This is a genomic window from Streptomyces sp. NBC_01235, assembly GCF_035989285.1.
Taxonomy (GTDB): Bacteria; Actinomycetota; Actinomycetes; order Streptomycetales; family Streptomycetaceae; genus Streptomyces.
The window spans coordinates 3237039-3256759 of sequence record NZ_CP108513.1 but is presented as its reverse complement, the minus strand read 5'-3'; the positions used below and the strand labels follow the sequence as shown (position 1 = coordinate 3256759).

The 19721-nt window shown below is 69.7% G+C and carries 15 protein-coding genes, 1 tRNA gene and 1 pseudogene; 5 read left to right on the top strand and 12 right to left on the bottom strand.

Features of this window, described 5'->3' with window-relative positions; genetic code table 11:
- Positions 1–61 precede the first annotated feature (61 nt).
- Positions 62–1498 carry a pyruvate kinase gene (gene pyk / locus OG289_RS14165; protein WP_327314353.1) on the top strand — a complete coding sequence of 479 codons (1437 nt, stop codon included), beginning with the start codon at positions 62–64 and terminating at the stop codon, positions 1496–1498.
- A gap of 6 nt (positions 1499–1504) precedes the next feature.
- Here the strand turns inward: pyk and OG289_RS14160 are convergent, their stop codons facing one another.
- Positions 1505–2278, bottom strand: coding sequence for a transcriptional regulator (locus tag OG289_RS14160; RefSeq protein WP_327314352.1), 774 nt, complete (start codon positions 2276–2278; stop codon positions 1505–1507).
- Between the two features lie 84 nt (positions 2279–2362).
- Positions 2363–2448 (bottom strand) — tRNA-Leu (locus OG289_RS14155).
- A gap of 101 nt (positions 2449–2549) precedes the next feature.
- Between OG289_RS14155 and OG289_RS14150 the strand changes: the two genes are divergently transcribed.
- Positions 2550–3206, top strand: a complete 657-nt coding sequence (locus OG289_RS14150) for an ANTAR domain-containing response regulator (protein ID WP_327314351.1) — start codon at positions 2550–2552, stop codon at positions 3204–3206.
- Between the two features lie 83 nt (positions 3207–3289).
- Here OG289_RS14150 and OG289_RS14145 read toward each other — a convergent pair whose 3' ends face one another.
- The 9 genes and pseudogenes from OG289_RS14145 to OG289_RS14105 all read right to left on the bottom strand — a co-directional run bounded on the left by OG289_RS14145 (position 3290) and on the right by OG289_RS14105 (position 13204).
- The gene (locus tag OG289_RS14145; RefSeq protein WP_327314350.1) at positions 3290–4006 is read right to left on the bottom strand and encodes an ABC transporter ATP-binding protein; all 717 of its coding nucleotides are present in this window, start codon (positions 4004–4006) and stop codon (positions 3290–3292) included.
- On the bottom strand, positions 4003–4908 hold the full coding sequence (locus OG289_RS14140; protein ID WP_327314349.1) for an ABC transporter ATP-binding protein: 906 nt from the start codon (positions 4906–4908) through the stop codon (positions 4003–4005). The genes OG289_RS14145 and OG289_RS14140 overlap by 4 nt, the downstream gene beginning before the upstream one ends.
- Positions 4909–4913: 5 nt before the next feature.
- A complete protein-coding gene (locus OG289_RS14135; RefSeq protein WP_327314348.1) occupies positions 4914–6737 on the bottom strand; it encodes a branched-chain amino acid ABC transporter permease in 1824 nt (607 codons plus the stop codon).
- 5 nt (positions 6738–6742) lie between these two features.
- Entirely contained in the window at positions 6743–7675 is a 933-nt protein-coding gene (locus OG289_RS14130; protein ID WP_327314347.1) for a branched-chain amino acid ABC transporter permease, read from the bottom strand.
- Positions 7676–7786: 111 nt separating this feature from the next.
- Positions 7787–9013 (bottom strand): branched-chain amino acid ABC transporter substrate-binding protein, encoded by a 1227-nt coding sequence (locus OG289_RS14125; protein WP_327314346.1) that lies wholly within the window; start codon positions 9011–9013, stop codon positions 7787–7789.
- 287 nt (positions 9014–9300) lie between these two features.
- Positions 9301–9928: pseudogene (locus OG289_RS14120) on the bottom strand (Tat pathway signal sequence domain protein).
- Positions 9929–9933: 5 nt separating this feature from the next.
- Positions 9934–10335 (bottom strand): hypothetical protein, encoded by a 402-nt coding sequence (locus OG289_RS14115; protein WP_327314345.1) that lies wholly within the window; start codon positions 10333–10335, stop codon positions 9934–9936.
- 74 nt (positions 10336–10409) lie between these two features.
- The gene (locus OG289_RS14110; protein WP_327314344.1) at positions 10410–10874 is read right to left on the bottom strand and encodes a PaaI family thioesterase; all 465 of its coding nucleotides are present in this window, start codon (positions 10872–10874) and stop codon (positions 10410–10412) included.
- A gap of 50 nt (positions 10875–10924) precedes the next feature.
- Positions 10925–13204: an FdhF/YdeP family oxidoreductase gene (locus OG289_RS14105; protein ID WP_327314343.1), complete on the bottom strand. Its 2280-nt coding sequence runs from the start codon at positions 13202–13204 to the stop codon at positions 10925–10927.
- A 136-nt stretch (positions 13205–13340) separates the two neighbouring features.
- Here OG289_RS14105 and polA point away from each other — a divergent pair, with 136 nt between their 5' ends.
- Positions 13341–16067, top strand: coding sequence for a DNA polymerase I (polA, locus tag OG289_RS14100; RefSeq protein WP_327314342.1), 2727 nt, complete (start codon positions 13341–13343; stop codon positions 16065–16067).
- 236 nt (positions 16068–16303) lie between these two features.
- Entirely contained in the window at positions 16304–16735 is a 432-nt protein-coding gene (locus tag OG289_RS14095; protein ID WP_327314341.1) for a hypothetical protein, read from the top strand.
- Here the strand turns inward: OG289_RS14095 and OG289_RS14090 are convergent.
- A complete protein-coding gene (locus OG289_RS14090) occupies positions 16701–17582 on the bottom strand; it encodes a DUF4184 family protein (protein ID WP_327314340.1) in 882 nt (293 codons plus the stop codon). The two genes, OG289_RS14095 and OG289_RS14090, sit on opposite strands and share 35 nt — an antisense overlap.
- 354 nt (positions 17583–17936) lie before the next feature.
- Between OG289_RS14090 and OG289_RS14085 the strand changes: the two genes are divergently transcribed.
- Positions 17937–19664, top strand: coding sequence for a lytic transglycosylase domain-containing protein (locus OG289_RS14085; protein ID WP_327314339.1), 1728 nt, complete (start codon positions 17937–17939; stop codon positions 19662–19664).
- The last annotated feature ends 57 nt before the right edge of the window (positions 19665–19721 follow it).

The following is a 19721-nucleotide window of genomic DNA, read 5'->3' as shown; positions in this document are numbered from 1 at the left end:
GGTTGTTGAGCAGCCATGTGCGACCAACTACCTACCCACCGGTAAGACATAAACTCGAAACATGCGCCGAGCAAAAATCGTCTGCACTCTGGGCCCCGCCACCGACTCGTACGACCAGCTCAAAGCCCTGGTCGACGCCGGAATGGACGTCGCCCGCTTCAACCTCAGCCACGGCACCCACGCCGAACACGAGGAGCGCTACCACCGCGTACGCAAGGCCTCCGACGAGACCGGCCACAGCGTCGGCACCCTCGCCGACCTTCAGGGCCCGAAGATCCGCCTCGGCCACTTCGCGGAAGGCCCCGTACTCCTTGAACGCGACGACACCTTCACCATCACCGTGGAAGAAGGCGTAGAGGGCGACCGCCAGCAGTGCGGCACGACCCACGCCGGCCTCGCGGACGACGTCACGCCCGGTGAACGCATCCTCGTCGACGACGGCAAGGTCTGTCTGGAGGTGACGGCAGTGGACGGCCCCCGCGTCCACACACGCGTCGTCGAAGGCGGCGTCATCTCCGACCACAAGGGCCTGAACCTCCCAGGCGTCGCCGTCTCCGTCCCCGCCCTCTCGGACAAGGACGAGGCAGACCTCCGCTGGGCGCTCCGCACCGGCTTCGACGTCATCGCCCTCTCCTTCGTACGCAGCGGCAAGGACATCGAGGACGTCCACCGCATCATGGACGAAGAAGGCCGCCGACTGCCCGTCATCGCCAAGGTGGAGAAACCCCAGGCGGTCGAGAACATCGACGGCATCGTCGCCGCCTTCGACGGCATCATGGTCGCGCGCGGCGACCTCGGCGTCGAAATGCCGCTCGAACAGGTCCCGATCGTCCAGAAACGCGCCATCAAACTGGCCAAGCGCAACGCCAAGCCGGTGATCGTCGCCACCCAGATGCTCGACTCGATGATCGAGAACTCCCGCCCGACGCGCGCCGAGGCGAGCGACGTCGCCAACGCGGTCATCGACGGCACCGACGCCGTGATGCTCTCCGGCGAGACGAGCGTCGGCAAGTACGCCGTACAGACCGTCCGCACAATGGCGAAGATCGTCGAAGCGGCCGAGGAAGACATCCTGGCGAAGGGCCTCCCCCCACTGACGGAGAGCAACAAGCCACGCACCCAGGCCGGCGCCGTCGCACGGGCAGCCGCCGAGATCGGCGACTTCCTCGGCGCGAAATTCCTGGTCGCCTTCACCCAGAGCGGCGACACGGTACGCCGCCTGTCGCGCTACCGCTCCCCGATCCCGCTCCTGGCCTACACCCCGGTACCGGCGACGCGCTCGCAGCTCAACCTGACGTGGGGCGTGGAGACGTTCCTCGGCCCGCAGGCGGACTCGACCGACGCGATGGTCGACCAGGTGGACGAGCTGCTGCTGAAGCACGGGCGCTGCCAGAAGGGCGACGTGGTCGTCATCACGGCCGGTTCGCCTCCGGGGGTGTCGGGCTCGACGAACCTGGTCCGCGTACACCGCATCGGGGAGGACGACAGCCCCAAGTAGGGGTGGTCAGTGCTTGGGGCCTACGTGGGTGTCCATGAGGGCTACGGAGGCTTTCTTGGCGACGGAGATGTTGAACGCCTTTCCGTTGCGGGCGGACTGCGTCCACTCGATGCCCAGCTTGTCAAGGGTGTTGGTGTAGAGCAGGCGGATGTCGTCGGAGACGTTGGTGAAGAAGTAACGCGGGTATTCGTAGCGCTTGCGTTGACCGCCGATGGTCTTCTCGGTCCAGTTGTTGATGCGGCATCCGTCGGAGTGGATGAGGCCGCGGATGAACTCCCAGGGGTGTGCGTCGACGATGCCTTGTTGCCAGGATTCGAGGATGATCCGGCGCTCGTGCTTCTTGCCGGGGCCGTGCTGGGGGAAGAGGCAGGGCCAGTGTTTGCTGGACCCTGTGACGGCGACGCAGCCCTGTTTCTTGACACGGCACACGCTGTTGTCGGGGCGCACGGAGCGCATGGCGGCTTCGCACTCGTCAATCACGCCGGGCCAGGCATTGTCCAGGACGATGCGCATGAAGTAGACCTCGCGCCGATGGAGGCTGATGCAGCCATCGCCGAGATAGAGGCCGAGCAAGTAGGCGTAGGCCGCAGGTGCCTCAGGTAACTCGGGGATCGTCTGACAACGCGGGCACGGGCGGCCGGTGCGGCGAAGCGGCTCGATGCGTACTTGCCAGGAGCGGATCGCGAACCGGGAGACTCCGAGTTGCTTGCTCACGGAGTTAAGGCTGTGCCCTTGCGTTACAAGCGCCAGTGCTCGCTTGCGTGTGCCCATGTCGTACATGTGGCCACTTTGCGTTACTGATCGTCGCTGTACGCAGCAAAAAGCGGAAGATCACGCGAACGTGAGCCTCCGCTTCCTGAACAGTGGTGCCGGGTGCGGGATTCGAACCCGCACGCCCTTTCAGGCAATCGCTTTTGAGGCGATCATGTCTGCCCTTCCATCAACCCGGCAGGACTGGCTGATCGGAAGCATACCGGGTCACCGTACTTGCCCGCCTCTAGGTAGGCTGCATTAGCAGCAGTACCTGCCCGGCCCGCAACAAGGAGCCCCCGTGACCGCCCCCGAGTCGCCCCAGCCCGTAGACGCGCCCGACGACGACAAGTCGCACGTGCCTCCGCTGACGACCCGTGTCGTCATCGCCGAGGACGAGGCCCTGATCCGGCTCGACCTCAAAGAGATGCTCGAAGAAGAGGGCTACAGCGTCGTCGGCGAGGCCGGTGACGGTGAGCAGGCCATCGAGCTCGCCCGCGAGCACAAGCCGGACCTCGTCATCCTCGACGTGAAGATGCCCAAGCTGGACGGCATCTCGGCGGCCGAGAAGATCGCCGAGGAGCGCATCGCGCCCGTCCTCATGCTGACCGCCTTCTCGCAGCGCGACCTCGTCGAGCGTGCCCGTGACGCCGGTGCGATGGCCTACCTGGTGAAGCCGTTCAGCAAGAGCGACGTCGTCCCGGCGATCGAGATGGCCGTGTCCCGCTTCACGGAGCTGCGCGAGCTGGAGAACGAGATCGCGGACCTCACGCTGCGGCTGGAGACGCGCAAGCTGGTCGACCGGGCGAAGTCGATTCTTCAGACGGAGTACGGGCTGACGGAGCCGGCCGCGTTCCGGTGGATCCAGAAGACGTCGATGGACCGCCGTATGTCGATGCAGCAGGTCGCGGAGGCGGTCATTCAGGACGCCGATGAGAAGAAGTCGTCCAAGGGGTAACCCGGACAACCGCTACGCACACGACGAGGCCCGCGCCCGGAGAAGGGGCGCGGGCCTCGTTGCCGTGGGAGGACCGTAGAAACTCAGTCCTCGCCGAGGTACGCCTTGCGGACGGACTCGTCGTGCAAGAGGTCCTGGCCGGTGCCGGAGAGCACGATCTTGCCGATCTCCATGACGTGGCCGTGGTCGGCGAGCGACAGGGCTGCCTGGGCGTTCTGCTCGATGAGCAGGATCGTCATGCCCTGGGACTTGAGCTCGGCGATGGTGGCCATGATCTTCTGCATCATGATGGGGGACAGGCCCATGGAGGGCTCGTCCAGCATGAGCAGTTTCGGCTGGGACATGAGCGCGCGGCCCATGGCCAGCATCTGCTGCTCGCCGCCGGACAGGGTGCCCGCGGCCTGCTTGCGGCGCTCTCCCAGGATGGGGAAGAGGTCGTAGGCGCGCTGGATGTCCTTTTCGATGCCTGCCTTGTCGCTGCGGAGGAAGGCGCCGAGGCGGAGGTTGTCCTCGATCGTCATGCGGGGGAAGATGTGCCGCCCCTCGGGGGAGTGGGCGAGCCCCAGGGAGACGATGTTGTGGGCGGGGATCTTCTTCAGCGACTTGCCGTTGAACTTGATCTGGCCGCCTACCGGCTTCAGCAGGCCGGACAGGGTGCGCAGAGTCGTCGTCTTGCCGGCGCCGTTGGTGCCGATGAGGGTGACGACCTCGCCGGCCTCGACCTTGAACGAGATGCCCTTGACGGCTTCGATCTTGCCGTAGGCGACTCGGAGGTCTTCGACTTCGAGCAGTGCGGTCATCGGTCGTTCTCCTTGCCGGGCGCGGCGTCCGTCGGGGTGTCGGCGCTCTCGGCGTTCGCTTCGGCGGCCTCGACTTCGGCGATCTCTTCGTCGCCGGGGGCGTTTTCGAAGGGTTCGCCGAGGTAGGCGGCGACGACCCGCTCATCACCCTGGACGGTGGCGCTGTCGCCCTCCACGAGCTTCTCGCCCTGGACGAGTACGGCGACGCGGTCGCAGAGGTTGAAGATGAAGCGCATGTCGTGCTCGATGACGAGGACGGCGATGCCCTTGTCGCGGATGGCGAAGACGAGCTCCTCCGTCGCGCGGGTCTCCTGGGGGTTCATGCCGGCGGTGGGCTCGTCGAGCAGGAGGAGGCCCGGCTCGCTGGCCAGTGCGCGTGCGATCTCCAGCTTGCGCTGTTCGCCGTAGGGGAGGTTCCGGGCGAGGTGGTCGGCCTTCGCGTCGAGGCCGACGAACTCGAGGAGTTCCATGGCGCGTTCGCGGGAGGCTGCTTCGGCCTTGTGGAAGGCGGGGAGGCGCAGGACGGCGGACCAGAAGCCTTCCTTCGTCCGGGTGTGACGGCCCACCAGTACGTTCTCGAGGACCGTCATGTTGGCGAAGAGGCGGATGTTCTGGAAGGTGCGGGCGATGCCGGCCGCGGTGACCTTGAAGGACTTGGGGGGCAGGACGTTGCCCTTGAAGCGGACTTCGCCTTCGGTGGGGATGTAGAGGCCGGTGAGGCAGTTGAAGAAGGTGGTTTTGCCTGCGCCGTTGGGGCCGATGAGGCCGACGATCTCGCCGCTGTTGACGGTGAGGTTGACGTCGCGGACGGCGGTGAGGCCGCCGAAGCGCATGGTGACGCCGCGGGCGTCGAGCACCGTTTCGCCGACGGGGGCGGTCTTGGTGGTGGTGTCGGTGGTCATGGTGGTCAGGCCCCTGCCTTCGTGAGGACGGTGGGTGCTTCCGCCTCCTCGTGGAACTCGAGCTGGCGGCGCCGGTTGGGGATGAGGCCCTCGGGGCGGAAGCGCATCAGCAGGATGAGTGCGAGGCCGAAGGCGAAGAGCTGGTAGTCGCCGAGGAACTGGAGTTTGTTGGGGATGAGGAAGAGCAGTGAGGCGCCGATGAGGGGTCCGCCGATGGTGCCCATGCCGCCGAGGACGACTGCGGCGAGGAGGAAGGCGGAGTTGGGCGGGATGGGTCCGGCGAAGAGGTACTGCTCGGGGGTGACGGTGTAGGTCACGTGGGCCTGGACGGTGCCGGCGAGTCCTGCGAGGGAGGCGCCGACGGCGAAGGCGATGAGTTTGACGCGGAAGCCGTTGATGCCCATGGCGAGGGCGGCGGTCTCGTCCTCGCGGATGGCGACCCAGGCGCGGCCGATGCGGGAGTCGCCGCTGCGTCGGAAGACGAGGACGACGACGGCGGTGATGATCAGCATCAGGAAGAAGTAGTTGGCGAAGCGGCCGATGCTGAAGCCGGCGATGTCGTGGACGACTCCGAAGTCGAACCCGAGGACGTCGAGGTTCGGGATGGAGGAGATGCCGTTGGAGCCGTTGGTGATGTCGGGGCCGGAGGTGCCGTCGAGGTTGTTGGCGGTGATGCGGAAGATCTCGCCGAAGCCGAGGGTGACGATGGCGAGGTAGTCGCCGCGCAGTCGCAGGGTCGGGGCGCCGATGAGGACGCCGAAGACGAGGGAGGCGGCGGCGCCGACGAGTGCGGCTGCCCAGAAGGGGAAGTGCACGTCGAAGGGGGAGCTGGGGGCGCCGGAGACCATGGACGCGGCGTAGGCGCCGACGCCGAGGAAGGCGACGTAGCCGAGGTCGAGGAGGCCGGCGAGGCCGACGACGATGTTCAGGCCGAGGGCGACGGTGGCGAAGATGAGGATGTAGACGCCGAGGGTCGCGTACTGGTCGTCGGTCTGGGTGAAGGGGAAGAGGGCCGCGGTGATGAAGGCGCCGCAGATGGTGATGTTCTGGTGCCGGGCGGTGATCTGGCTGGCCTGGGCGACGAGGCCGGACTTGTTGAGTGCGGCGAAGCCGAAGCCGGTGGTGATGAGGAAGCCCACGAACAGTTCGTCGTACTCGGTGCCGATGCCGTAGGTGAAGACGGTGAGGCCGAGGGCGAGGACGGCGACGATGATGAGGATTTCGGCGTAGGCGGGGAGCTTGCCGACGGGGCGGGCGGTGCCGGAGCCGAAGGCGGCCTTGATGGTGGCCCACTGGTGGGCGGCCTTGTGCCTGGTGTGCTCCCACGACGTGTCGTCGGGGTCGATGGGGTCGGGCTCGGGGTGTTCGAAGGGCAGGGCGAGGGCGCCGAGGAAGGCGGTGAGGCTGCCTATGGCGACGATGTAGCCGCCGGCTTCGAGGTTGACGATGCCGCCGAGGTCGGCGCTGATGGCGATGACCGTGTACCAGCTGGTGGCGAAGGTGGCGAGGGCGGCGAACTTGACGGCGCCGTCGGCGCCGGCGGGGACGAGCCAGCGAAGGCCCTTGATGCCGTAGGAGGCGAGGGCGAAGAGGGTGGTGAGGGCGCCGCCGATGAGGACGAGGACCTGCAGGCCGCCGGGGTAGCCGTAGACGGTGAGGTCGCCGGGGAAGGTGGAGGTCCAGGTCCAGGCGAGGAAGGTGGAGATGATGGTGAGGATGCCGCCGCCGGTGGCGAGGGCGCGGCCGATGTTCTCGGGGACGCCGATGAGGCCGGCTCGGGTGGCGGTGGTCGTGCCGGGTGCTTCGGTTGTGGTGGTCTGTGTCGTCATCGGTGTCACGCCCTGTCAGCGACGCGCTCGCCGAGCAGGCCCTGGGGCCGCAGCAGGAGCACGAGGATGAGGAGTACGAAGGCCCAGACGTCGGCCCAGGACTGGCTGCCGAACTTGTCCATGCCGGGGATGTCGGCGATGTAGGCGGTGGCGATGGTCTCGGCGATGCCGAGGACGACGCCTCCGATCATGGCCCCGTAGATGTTGCCGATGCCACCGAGGACGGCCGCGGTGAAGGCCTTGAGGCCGAGGATGAAGCCCATCGTGAAGGAGATCTGGCCGTACTTGAGGCCGTAGGCGACGGCTCCGACGGCGGCGAAGGTGGCGCCGAGTGCGAAGGCGATCACGATGATGCGGTCGGTGTTGACACCCATGAGCTTGGCGGTGTCGGGGTCCTGGGCGGTGGCCTGCATGCCGCGGCCGGTGCGGGTCTTCATGACGAAGTAGGCGAGGATGCCCATGCTGATGGGGGCGGCGACGAGCAGGAAGATGTCACCGGTCTGGATGGTGACGTTGCCGATGTTGAAGGGGCCGCCGTCGATCTGGGGGAAGACGCGGGCGGACTTGGCCTCGGGGTACCAGGCCCAGACGGCCTGCTGGAGGGCGAGGGAGAGGCCGATGGCGGTGATGAGGGGGGCGAGGCGTGGTGCGTTGCGGAGGGGGCGGTAGGCGAACCGTTCCGCTCCTACGGCGATGGTGACGGAGACCATGACGGCTCCGACGAGCATCAGGGGCAGGGCGATCGCCATGGATGTGCCGTCGGGCAGGATGTAGAAGTAGACCGTGAGAGCGCCGAACGCTCCGGTCATGAAGATCTCGCCGTGGGCGAAGTTGATGAGCTGGACGATGCCATAGACCATTGTGTAGCCGATGGCGACTAGCCCGTACATGGATCCCAGTAGCAGGCCGTTGACCAGCTGCTGCGGCAGTTCGTTCACCGCATGTCCTCCGAGACGGTTCGGATGTTTCGACGGGGGGCCGGATGCGAGTCCGCGCGGGGCGCCAGTGGAACAGCGCCCCGCGCGGCTCAGCTGTGGTGCGGGTGTGGGTCAGCCGGTGAAGGTGCCGGACTTGACGGCCTTCCACGCGCCGTTCTCGACGGCGTAGACGGTGAGCTGCTTGTTGGTGGCGTCGCCGTACTCGTCGAAGGCGACCTTGCCGGTCACACCGTCGAAGGAGACGTTCTGGACCGCGGCGGTGATCTTGGCGCGGGCGTCGTCGGGCAGCTTGCCGTCGTTGTCCTCGACGACCTTCTTGACGGCCTCGATGATGGCCCAGGCGGAGTCGTAGGAGTAACCGCCGTAAGCGGAGTACGCGTCCTTGTAGTCGGCGGCCTTGTAGTCGGCGACGAACTGCTTGGCGGAGGCGAGCTCCTCGACGGGGGCGCCGACGGAGGTGGACAGGTCACCGGTGGCGCTGGCGCCGGCGAGCGGGATGTAGTCGGCGGAGTTGATGCCGTCACCGCCGACCAGCGGGATCTTGGCGCCGGCGGCCTTGATCTGCTTGCTGAGGGGGCCGGCCTGCGGGTATTCGCCGCCGTAGTAGACGACGTCGGCGCCGGAGTTCTTGACCTCGGTGGCGACCGCGGAGAAGTCCTTGGTGTCCGGGTTGATGTGCTGGGTGCCGACGACGGTGCCGCCGAGCTTCTTGAACTCGTCGGTGAAGGTGCCGGCGAGGCCCGCGCCGTAGGTCTTCTTGTCGTCGATGACGAAGACCTTCTTCTTCTTGGCGTCGTTGAAGACGTACTGCGCGGCGAACGGGCCCTGGATGGCGTCCGTGGTCGCGGTGCGGAAGTACGACTTGTAGCCGCGCACCTTCTTGGTCTGCCAGTCGGCGCCCTGGGTGAGGGAGGGGCCGGTGTTGGCGGGGGAGATCTCGACGAGTTTGGCGTCGTCGAAGACCTTCTGCATCGACTCGGCGACGGAGGAGTTCAGCGGGCCGACGACACCGAGGACGGTCTTGTCGGCGACCAGGGCGGCGGCGTTCTGCTGGCCGGCGGAGGGCTGGGCCTGGTCGTCCTTGGCCTCGATCTTGAAGGTGACGCCGTCGACGTACTTCTGCTTGTTGGCGTTCTTGACCGCCAGGTCGGCCGAGTTCTTGATGCCGAGGCCCATGGCGGACAGGTCGCCGGTCAGCGGAGCGTCGACACCGATGGTGACGGTGGTGCCGCCGCTGTCGGAGCCCTTGTCGTCGCTGTCGCGCGAGCCGCAGGCGGTGAGGGTGAGTGCTCCCGCGGACAGCGCGGCGGTGATGGCGATGAGCGAACGTTGACGCACGTTCCAGTCCTTTCCCTGGGCGGCTCTCCCCCCTGGAAGAGGCCGAGTCGAGCGCTGGGCCGGAGGGGTTTTCCGGCCGTGCGGTGACTGGGCGTGACTCTAAGCGGGTGGAGGTGACGGGGAGGAGGGTCTGACGAAGGCTGTGACGCTCTTGTTATGACACGAGGTAATGCAGAGCGGTACTTGGTGGGTGGAACGGTGGAATTCAGGCCGATTCGCCCTGTCCACATGGTGAGAACGTGCAGGATGAACCCGGACGGGTTCAGGCGTCTCAGGCGTTTTGGTGATTACCTGGAATCGTTGCTGCAGGCGACTTGCAGGGCTTCGGAGAGGTCCTGCGCATAGTGCGTCCCCAGGATGAAACTGTGGGACTCGTATTGCGCGTGCATTACGTAGAGTTACGTCCAGGAAAGGGAGTCCGGCGTTCTCCGGTACTTTTCCGCATTCCGATACATGCATGGTGATGGCGATCTTGCGGGAGGAACCCGCCTTTGTGCGGAAAGGCGGCGACGGGGCCGAGGTCAGGGAGAGCCCGGCGTACGGCTGGTTCAGCCGGGTCACGGTGACCGGCGGGCCGGCGTCCACGGTGAGCAGTACCTCGAAGGCGAAGGTGCGCGGCCGGGTGCCGGGCGGTACGGCGATCTCGCCGAGGTAGCTGACGTCCACCACCTGGGAGGGGAACGGCGGTGCGGGCGTGGGTGGTTCGGCGTCGTGGGGCCGGGTCGCGTACAGGTAGCCGCCGCCCGCGAGGAGGAGCGCCGCGGCCAGGGCGGCGCGTGCGGCCCGGCGGTGAGTGGCGTAGAGGCGGGCGAGTGGGCGGGGGACGGGTGGGCGGGGGGCGGGCGCGGGCGCGTCCCATGGGCGGGTGTCCGTGCCCTCGCCGGGCTCCACGGGGCCGATGCCGCTGGGGCCGATGCCGCTCACTGCCAGGGGTCCTTGCCCGGTCCGCCCGTGCGGTACCGGTCGGCGCAGCCGCCGCGGGCCTCGCGGTCGCTCAACTCGTCCGCGGCGTGGGCTCCTTGGCCCTTCTTCGCGGCCCGCACGGCGTCCACGACGGTCCGCGGGATGTCGTACTGGCCGTTGGGCAGCCCCATCGACGGGCCGTCCCCGTACGTGGTGCTGTCCAGGACCTCGCGCGACCAGTGGGTGACGATGCGGGTGCACGGCTCCTCGGGCGAGGTGGTGGACGGGGAGGGGGCGGGGGTGCCGACGGCGTCGGCGCTGTCGGAGGCGCCGGGGTCGGCCGCCAACACCCCTGCCGGCAGCGCCGGTTCGGGCAGCCGCGCCGTCGCCCCCGCCCGGGGGGAGCCTCCCGTGGTCATGCCCCGACGCTAGGCCGCCGGGGTGGCGGGGAGCAACGGGCACGCGCGCGTGGCCTTTTGGGACACCACGGCCGTCAGCCCGCCGCGCGGGCGTCGCGCAGCAGACAGGTCAGCCGCGCGGTGCACACCCGCCGCCCCTCCTCGTCACTGATGACGATCTCGTACGTCGCCGTGGTGCGCCCCCGGTGCACGGGTGTGGCCACGCCGGTGACGAGGCCGGCGCGCACGCCTCGGTGATGGGTGCAGTTCAGGTCGACGCCGACGGCGAGCTTGGAGCTGCCGGCGTGCAGCATGGAGCCGACCGAGCCGAGGGTCTCGGCGAGGACCGCGGAGGCGCCGCCGTGCAGCAGTCCGTAGGGCTGGGTGTTGCCTTCGACCGGCATGGTGCCGACGACCCGGTCCGCGGAGGCCTCGACGATCTCCACGCCCATGCGGGTGCCGAGGTGCCCGGCGGAGAACAGGGCGGGCAGGTCGACGCCGAGCGCCGCGTACTCGTCGATGACCTCTTGCGGGAACTTCACGTGCTGCTGCTCGCCCATGGGGCCGGCTCCGTTCGTCGATCACAGTCCAGCGTGACTTAAGCAAACGCTCAGTCGGTGGACGATTGTTCCAGACGGACGACGACGGACTTGCTGGCCGGGGTGTTGCTGGTGTCGGCGGTGGCGTCCAGCGGGACCAGCACGTTGGTCTCCGGGTAGTAGGCGGCCGCGCAGCCCCGGGTGGTCGGGTAGAGCACGACCCGGAAGCCGGGCGCCCGCCGCTCCACGCCGTCCCTCCACTCGCTCACCAGGTCCACGTACGAGCCCTCCGCGAGCCCGAACGCGCGCGCGTCCTCCGCGTTGACCAGGACGACCCGGCGGCCGTTCCTGATGCCCCGGTAGCGGTCGTCCAGGCCGTAGATCGTGGTGTTGTACTGGTCGTGGGAGCGCAGCGTCTGCAGCAGGAGGCGGCCCTCGGGCAGCTTGGGGTACTCGACCGGCGCGGCGGTGAAGTTGGCCTTGCCAGTGGCGGTGGGGAAGCGGCGCTCGTCGCGCGGGGCGTGCGGGAGGGTGAAGCCGCCGGGACGGGCCACGCGCGCGTTGAAGTCGTCGAAGCCGGGGATCACGCGGGCGATGCGGTCACGGATCGCCGCGTAGTCCTTCTCGAACTCCTCCCACGGCACCTTGCTGTCCTCGCCGAGCACCCGGCGGGCGAGGCGGCACACGATGGCCGGTTCGGACAGCAGGTGGGTGCTCGCGGGCGCGAGGCGGCCGCGAGAGGCGTGCACCATGCCCATGGAGTCCTCGACGGTCACGAACTGCTCGCCGCCGCCCTGCACGTCCCGTTCGGTGCGCCCGAGCGTGGGCAGGATCAGGGCGCGCGCGCCCGTGACGACGTGCGAGCGGTTGAGCTTCGTCGACACGTGCACCGTGAGCCGGGCGCGCCGCATGGCCGCCTCGGTGACCTCGGTGTCGGGGGAGGCCGACACGAAGTTGCCGCCCATGGCGAAGAACAGCTTCGCCTCGCCGTCGCGCAGCGCGCGGATGGCGCGGACGACGTCGAAGCCGTGTTCGCGCGGGGGCGCGAAGCCGAACTCCTTCTCCAGGGCGTCCAGGAAGGCCGGGGCGGGGCGCTCGAAGATGCCCATGGTGCGGTCGCCCTGCACGTTGGAGTGACCGCGCACCGGGCACACGCCGGCGCCCGGCCGGCCGATGTTGCCGCGCAGGAGCAGGAAGTTGACCACCTCGCGGATGGTCGGCACGGAATGCTTGTGCTGGGTGAGCCCCATCGCCCAGCAGACGATGGTGCGCTCCGAGGCCAGCACCATGCGCAGCGTTTCCTCGATCTCCGCGCGCGTGAGGCCGGTCGCGGTGAGCGTCTCCTCCCAGTCGGCGGCGCGGGCGGCCTCGGCGAACTCCTCGAAGCCATGGGTGTGTTCGCCGATGAACGCCTCGTCGAGCGCGCCGTCCGTCTCGAGGACGAGCCTGTTGAGGAGACGGAACAGGGCCTGGTCGCCGCCGATGCGGATCTGCAGGAACAGGTCGGTGAGGGCCGCGCCCTTGAGCATGCCCTGCGGGGTCTGCGGGTTCTTGAAGCGCTCCAGGCCCGCCTCGGGCAGCGGGTTGACGCTGATGACCTTCGCCCCGCCGGCCTTGGCCTTCTCCAGGGCGGACAGCATGCGTGGGTGGTTGGTGCCCGGGTTCTGCCCGGCGACGATGATCAGGTCGGCCTTGTAGAGGTCCTCGAGCAGGACGCTGCCCTTGCCGATGCCGATGGTCTCCGACAGGGCCGAGCCGGAGGACTCGTGGCACATGTTGGAACAGTCCGGCAGGTTGTTCGTGCCCAGCTCGCGCGCGAAGAGCTGGTAGAGGAACGCGGCCTCGTTGCTGGTACGGCCCGAGGTGTAGAAGACGGCCTCGTCGGGAGAGGCGAGGGCGGCCGTCTCCTCGGCGATGATGTCGAAGGCGCGCTCCCAGGTGACCGGCTCGTAGCGCTCGCCGCCCTCGGGGAGGTACATGGGGTGCGTGAGCCGCCCCTGCTGGCCCAGCCAGTAGCCGCTGCGGCCGGCGAGGTCGGCGACGGGGTGCGCGGCGAAGAACTCGGGGGTGACCCGGCGCAGCGTCGCCTCCTCGGCGACCGCCTTCGCGCCGTTCTCGCAGAACTCCGCGGCGTGCCGGTGCTCGGGCTCCGGCCAGGCGCAGCCCGGGCAGTCGAAGCCGTCCTTCTGGTTCACGCGCAGCAGCGTCAGCGCGGTCCGCTTCACGCCCATCTGCTGCTGGGCCATGCGCAGGGAGTGTCCGACGGCCGGCAGGCCCGCCGCCGCGTGCTTCGGCTCGGCGACCTGCGGCGCGTCCTGGACCGGATCGGCCTTGGGCGGCTTCGTTGCCATCGCGCGCTCTCCTTCGCTCACCTGTGTCGCACACCTCCACGATCCTCGCACGGGGCGGTGACGGCGTTCACGTGCGGGCGGGGCCCTGGGCGGCGGCCGGGGCCGAGTGTCAGTGGGGCGTGGCAGGATCGGGGGCGTGGCAGAGACAGCAGCGAAGAAGACCGACACCCCCTCCGGCGAGAGCCGCCCGCGCCTGATGCTCATGGACGGGCACTCGCTGGCCTACCGCGCGTTCTTCGCGCTGCCCGCGGAGAACTTCACCACCGCGACGGGCCAGCCGACGAACGCGATCTACGGCTTCGCGTCGATGCTGGCCAACACCCTGCGTGACGAGGCGCCCACGCATTTCGCGGTCGCCTTCGACGTCTCCCGCAAGACCTGGCGTTCCGAGGAGTTCACCGAGTACAAGGCGAACCGCTCCAAGACGCCCGACGAGTTCAAGGGGCAGGTCGAGCTGATCGGCGAGCTGCTCGACGCGATGCACGTCTCGCGGTTCGCGGTCGACGGCTTCGAGGCGGACGACGTCATCGCCACGCTCGCCACCCAGGCCGAGGCAGCCGGCTTCGAGGTGCTGATCGTCACCGGCGACCGCGACTCCTTCCAGTTGGTGTCCGAGCACACCACGGTGCTGTATCCGACGAAGGGTGTCTCGGAGCTGACCCGGTTCACCCCGGAGAAGGTCGTCGAGAAGTACGGGTTGACGCCCGCCCAGTACCCCGACTTCGCGGCCCTGCGCGGCGACCCGTCCGACAACCTTCCGGGCATCCCGGGCGTCGGTGAGAAGACGGCCGCGAAGTGGATCAACCAGTTCGGTTCGTTCGCGGAGCTCGTAGAGCGGGTCGAGGAGGTCAAGGGCAAGGCCGGGCAGAACCTGCGCGACCACCTGGAGGCCGTCAAGCTCAACCGCCGCCTCACCGAGATGGTCCGTGACGTCGAGCTGCCCAAGGCGGTCGGCGACCTGGAGCGCGCCCCGTACGACCGCACGGCCGTCGCGATGGTTCTGGACACCCTGGAGATCAGGAACCCCTCGCTGCGCGAGCGGCTGCTCGCCGTCGACCCGGGGGGCGAGGAGGCCGAGGCGACGCCGGTGGTCACCGGTGGCGTGGAGCTGGACGGCGCGGTGCTGGGCACGGGCGAGCTGGCGGGCTGGCTCGCCGAGCACGGCACCGAGACCCTCGGTGTCGCCACCGTCGACACCTGGGCGCTGGGCGCCGGCTCGGTCGCCGAGGTCGCGCTCGCCGCGGCAGGCGGAGCGGCCGCCTGGTTCGACCCGGCGGAGCTGGACGAGTCGGACGAGAACGCGTGGGTGGCCTGGCTCGCCGCCGAGGACCGCCCCAAGGTCCTGCACAACGGCAAGGGCGCGATGCGGGTCTTCGCCGAGCACGGCTGGTCCGTCGCCGGCATGTCCATGGACACGGCTCTGGCCGCCTATCTGGTCAAGCCGGGCCGCCGCTCCTTCGACCTGGACGCGCTGTCCCTGGAGTACCTGGGCCGTGAACTGGCCCCGGCCGCCGCGGCCGACGGCCAGCTCGCCTTCGGCGCGGACGACGGCGCCGAGGCCGAGGCCCTCATGGTGCAGGCCCGCACGATCGTCGACCTGGGCGAGGCCTTCCGGGGCCGTCTGGAGGAGGTCGGCGCGGCCGACCTGCTGGGCGACATGGAGTTGCCCACCTCCGCCCTCCTGGCCCGCATGGAGCGGTACGGCATCGCGGCCGACCGTGCCCACCTGGAGGCCATGGAGCAGATGTTCGCGGGCGCCGTCCAGCAGGCCGTGAAGGAGGCGCACGCGGCGGCCGGGCACGAGTTCAACCTGGGCTCGCCCAAGCAGCTCCAGGAGGTCCTCTTCGGCGAACTGGGCCTGCCGAAGACGAAGAAGACCAAGACCGGCTACACCACCGACGCCGATGCGCTGGCCTGGCTCGCCGGGCAGACCGACAACGAGCTGCCGGTCGTCATGCTCCGCCACCGCGAGCAGGCGAAGCTCCGCGTCACCGTCGAGGGCCTGATCAAGACGATCGCCGCCGACGGCCGCATCCACACCACGTTCAACCAGACGGTCGCCGCGACGGGCCGTCTGTCGTCCACGGACCCGAACCTGCAGAACATCCCCGTCCGCACGGACGAGGGCCGGGCGATCCGCCGCGGCTTCGTCGTCGGCGAGGGCTTCGAGTCCCTGATGACGGCCGACTACAGTCAGATCGAACTGCGCGTGATGGCCCATCTCTCCGAGGACGAGGGCCTCATCGAGGCGTTCACCTCCGGCGAGGACCTGCACACCACGGCCGCCTCCCAGGTGTTCGGCGTCGAGCCGGGCGCGGTGGACGCGGAGATGCGCCGCAAGATCAAGGCCATGTCCTACGGCCTGGCGTACGGCCTGTCGGCGTTCGGTCTGTCCCAGCAGCTGAACATCGACGCGGGCGAGGCCCGTGCCCTGATGGACGCCTACTTCGAGCGGTTCGGCGGCGTACGGGACTACCTGCGCCGCGCGGTCGACGAGGCACGGGCGACGGGTTACACGGCGACGTTGTTCGGCCGCCGCCGCTACCTGCCCGACCTCAACAGCGACAACCGTCAGCGCCGCGAGGCGGCCGAGCGCATGGCCCTCAACGCGCCGATCCAGGGCACGGCGGCCGACATCGTCAAGCTCGCCATGCTGAAGGTGGACGCGGCCCTGCGCGCGGCGGACCTCAAGTCCCGCATGCTGCTCCAGGTCCACGACGAAATCGTCCTGGAGATCGCCCCCGGCGAGCGGGCGGCGGCGGAGGAACTGGTCCGCCGCGAGATGGCCGCCGCCGTCCACCTCAACGTCCCGCTCGGTGTCTCGGTGGGCGCGGGCACGGACTGGGAGTCGGCGGCGCACTAGTCTCCGGAGGCGCAGCGGCGGTCGCGCGAGGCCTGCCGGGAGGGGCCCTGTCGATGCGGACAGGGCCTCTCCCGGTCCCTCGACCTTGCTCCCCTTGCTCCCTTGACCTTGCTCCCTCGAAGAGGAGCGACGCCTGACGGGGTTCTTCGTCACCCCTGGTCATCCCCCGAAGGGCCCTCACCCGCGTGGCCCCCGAGAACAGGCCTCCGCCCGCCCAGGCCCGCCAGGATGCGGCCATGGGTATACGCATGCTTCACCGCCGGAGGGCCCACGCACGCGTTCACGCCACGGCGACCGCGGACACGCGGCTCGCCCCCGGCACGGCTCCCTGGAGGCGGCCGCGCCCCGCGCTCGCGCCCGGCGCCGCCACTCCCCGCATCCCGAGGGCCCCCGTCACGGCCCTGCACACGACTGTCGCCGGGCTGCGTCGCCCCTTCGCCCGTCTCGTCCCCCGGTTCGTCCTGCGGTTCGTGCCCCGGGGCGACACCTGGCGGCTGTGGGCCGAGACGGTGCGCGGCTGCCTGGCCCTCGTCCTCGGCGTCCTCGGCCGGCTCCACAGACCCCGTACGGCCCGCCGCATCCCGGTCATCCCCGCCGTCCCCGTCCCCGTTGTCGCCGCGACCGCGAGACCCCTCAGCGAACGCCCGGACGGCTCCGCTCCCCGCTGACCGCCTCCGGACGCGGCCGCCCTGTGGAGAGACCCTGGGCGGCCGGAGGGGCCGGACGCCACAGCCGCACGCCGACGGCGTACAGCAGCACCCCCAGCACCAGCCCCGCGCCCGCCCCGAAGCACAGCGTCGGGACGAGGTCCCACGGCTTGGCATCCCGCGGCCCCCAGTAGTCCCACCACCGCGTCGCCCGCCGTACCGCCGCGACCAGCGCACAGCCGCCGATCGCGGCACCGGCCCGCCACCGGCCCCGCGCCGACAGCACCGGAACCCCCACCGGCTCACCGGCGGGCGCCCGGCGCAGCGCGTACGTCAGGAACACGGCGATCACGACCGCGGCCACTGCCGAGCCCCCGTACTGCAGGTACCAGTACAGGGGTGAGCCGGCGATCTTCTCGCCGAGGACGGGGAACAGCCGCATGCCCCAGCGGTCGAGGTGTGTGAACGCGTCCCACACCACGTGTGTCAGCGCGCCCAGCGCCGCGGAGACGTACCACCACAGGGCCACGGACGGCCGTACCCGCGCGCGGGGCGCTCCGCAGCGGGTCAGGGCGGCCGTCCGGCCCTGCCGGGTCCGTGGCAGCAGCGCCACCAGCGGTTCGCGCACCAGCAGCCAGAGCCACACCAGCGCCCAGGCGACGAGCACGTCGACCGTGAACACCCCGGCGAAGGAGTGCGTGACGTCGCCGAACTCCATGGCTCCGGGCAGGACACTCGCCGCGTAGTAGGTCATGTCGGGAGCGAAGGAACCCGCCACGAGGACGGCCGGCACCAGCGGTCCGCGGCCGGTGCCGTCCGGGCGCACGGCGGGCAGCACGGCCGCGGCGTGACTCAGCGTGAACGGCAACGGGGCTCCCGGGGGCGGACGTTGGCGGGCCGGCCGGCCCGGTGATCAAAGACGTCCAGTATGCGGGGCACGGTTCCCGGCCGAACGGCATATGACCGCCGGGTGAAAACGGCGCCCGAACGGGTGCCGGTGCAAAAGAAGTTGTCGTAGGGTCGCCTGGGTCGCCGTGCCCGGGAAGCGCGTCGAACAAGAGAACAGAACAGCGCAAACCGCCCACGAGCGCAACCCTCGGGGCGGGTTGATCGTCACACCAGTGGCGTCACAACAGTGGCAACGGCGACACCCGCAACAGCGGTGACGGCAGAGTGCAGACGTAGAGACGGGCGTTCGGTGTCCACGGGAGGGTTTCACTTCATGTCGGCGCATTTCGGCACGAGGCTGCGCAAGGGAGCGGTCAACACGACCGTGGCCGCACTGGCGGTCGCGGCTCTGGCCGCGTCCCAGGCACCGGACGTCACGGCCGACGGTCACGGCAGACAGACCGCCGCCGACGCCCCGTCCGCCGACCCGAGCACGGGCACGGGTGGCAGCGCCACCGGCGACTCGCCGTACTACACGGACCTGCCGCCGCTGAACAGCCCGAACCCCGCCCCGAGCGCGAGCTCGCCCACCACGCCGGCCGCGACCGGCAGCGCCGAGGCGGGCATACCCGCGACCGTCCTGGACGCCTACAAGAAGGCCGAGGCGGAGCTGGCGCAGTCCAAGCCGGGCTGCAACATGCCCTGGCAGCTCCTCGCCGCCATCGGCAAGGTCGAGTCGGGCCAGGCCCGCGGCGGCGACGTCAGCGCGGACGGCACGACCATCTCGTCGATCCTCGGCCCGGTCCTCAACGGCGTCGGTTTCGCCAACATCAGCGACACCGACAACGGCGCCTACGACGGCGACAGCACCTACGACCGCGCCGTCGGCCCCATGCAGTTCATCCCGTCCACCTGGGAGTGGGCGGGCCGCGACGGCAACGGCGACGGCAAGAAGGACCCCAACAACGTCTACGACGCCGCGCTCGCCGCCGGCCACTACCTGTGCCGCTACGACTGGGACATGTCCACCACGTCCGGGATGCGCAGCGCGATCCTCAGCTACAACAACTCCACGGACTACCTCAACACCGTCCTGTCGTGGCTGGAGTACTACCGCAAGGGCACCCACGAGATCCCCAACGGCACCGGCACCGTGCCGAGCGGCCGCAGCGACGACGACACGAGCACCACGCCCACCTCGCCGTCCACCCCGTCGACGCCCGGCACGCCCGCGACGCCGAGCACGCCGTCGACCCCCGGCACGCCCAGCACGCCCCCCAAGCCCACCCCCGCGACGCCGACTCCGACTCCGACGCCGACCGACACGGTGGACCACCTCGAGGACGCGGGCACGGCGAGCCTGACCGCCATGGCGGGCGACACGTACGCCGACCGGATCAGCACCCGGGCGGAGACGGCGGCCGGCAAGGCCGTCGCCAAGGTCAGGATCCGCTTCGCCATCGTCGGCGACACCGACGCCACCTTCACCGGCGGCGAGAGCGTCGCCACGATCGTCACCGACAGCAAGGGCATCGCGCTGGCGCCCGCGCTCGTGGCGGGCGAGAAGACCGGCGCCTTCACCGTCCGCGCCACGGTCTTCGGCCGCACACTGTCCCCCCTCGACTACGCGGCCACCGTCACCGCCCGCGCCGCCGACGCCCTCGCCCGCACCAGCCAGACCGCGCTGACCTGCACCGCCGGCGGCGAGTTCGCCGACCAGGTCGAGGTGAAGGCCACGTACAAGGGCGCCGTCGCGGACAAGGTCGCGGCCACCGCCACCCTGGTCAAGTCGGCCGACGACACGACCACGAACGACAAGGGCCCCTACTTCAAGGACGCCTCCGGCAACCCCGTCCGCACCCTGGACCTCCAGACGGACGCGAACGGCCTGCTGCAACTGCCCAAGCTGTACGCGGACGACAACGCCGGCACGTACCTGCTCCGCATCACCACCACGGGCGGAGCGACCCTCACGGTCGAACTGACCGTCACGGCCGCGGCGACCTCGACCCCGAGCCCCACGCCGAGCGGGTCGGACTCGACGACGGCTCCCGCCTCGTAACCCCTCGCACCCTGTCCCCAGGGCCTTTCCGTACGACGGCGGCGGCGCCCCTTCCCA

Bases quoted from the DNA above. Each gene is read 5' to 3' on its own strand.
- pyk (WP_327314353.1), top strand. From the start codon at position 62: ATGCGCCGAGCAAAAATCGTCTGCACTCTGGGCCCCGCCACCGACTCG.
- OG289_RS14160 (WP_327314352.1), bottom strand. From the start codon at position 2,278: ATGTACGACATGGGCACACGCAAGCGAGCACTGGCGCTTGTAACGCAA.
- OG289_RS14145 (WP_327314350.1), bottom strand. From the start codon at position 4,006: ATGACCGCACTGCTCGAAGTCGAAGACCTCCGAGTCGCCTACGGCAAG.
- OG289_RS14140 (WP_327314349.1), bottom strand. From the start codon at position 4,908: ATGACCACCGACACCACCACCAAGACCGCCCCCGTCGGCGAAACGGTG.
- OG289_RS14135 (WP_327314348.1), bottom strand. From the start codon at position 6,737: ATGACGACACAGACCACCACAACCGAAGCACCCGGCACGACCACCGCC.
- OG289_RS14115 (WP_327314345.1), bottom strand. From the start codon at position 10,335: ATGACCACGGGAGGCTCCCCCCGGGCGGGGGCGACGGCGCGGCTGCCC.
- OG289_RS14110 (WP_327314344.1), bottom strand. From the start codon at position 10,874: ATGGGCGAGCAGCAGCACGTGAAGTTCCCGCAAGAGGTCATCGACGAG.
- OG289_RS14105 (WP_327314343.1), bottom strand. From the start codon at position 13,204: ATGGCAACGAAGCCGCCCAAGGCCGATCCGGTCCAGGACGCGCCGCAG.
- OG289_RS14095 (WP_327314341.1), top strand. From the start codon at position 16,304: ATGGGTATACGCATGCTTCACCGCCGGAGGGCCCACGCACGCGTTCAC.
- OG289_RS14085 (WP_327314339.1), top strand. From the start codon at position 17,937: ATGTCGGCGCATTTCGGCACGAGGCTGCGCAAGGGAGCGGTCAACACG.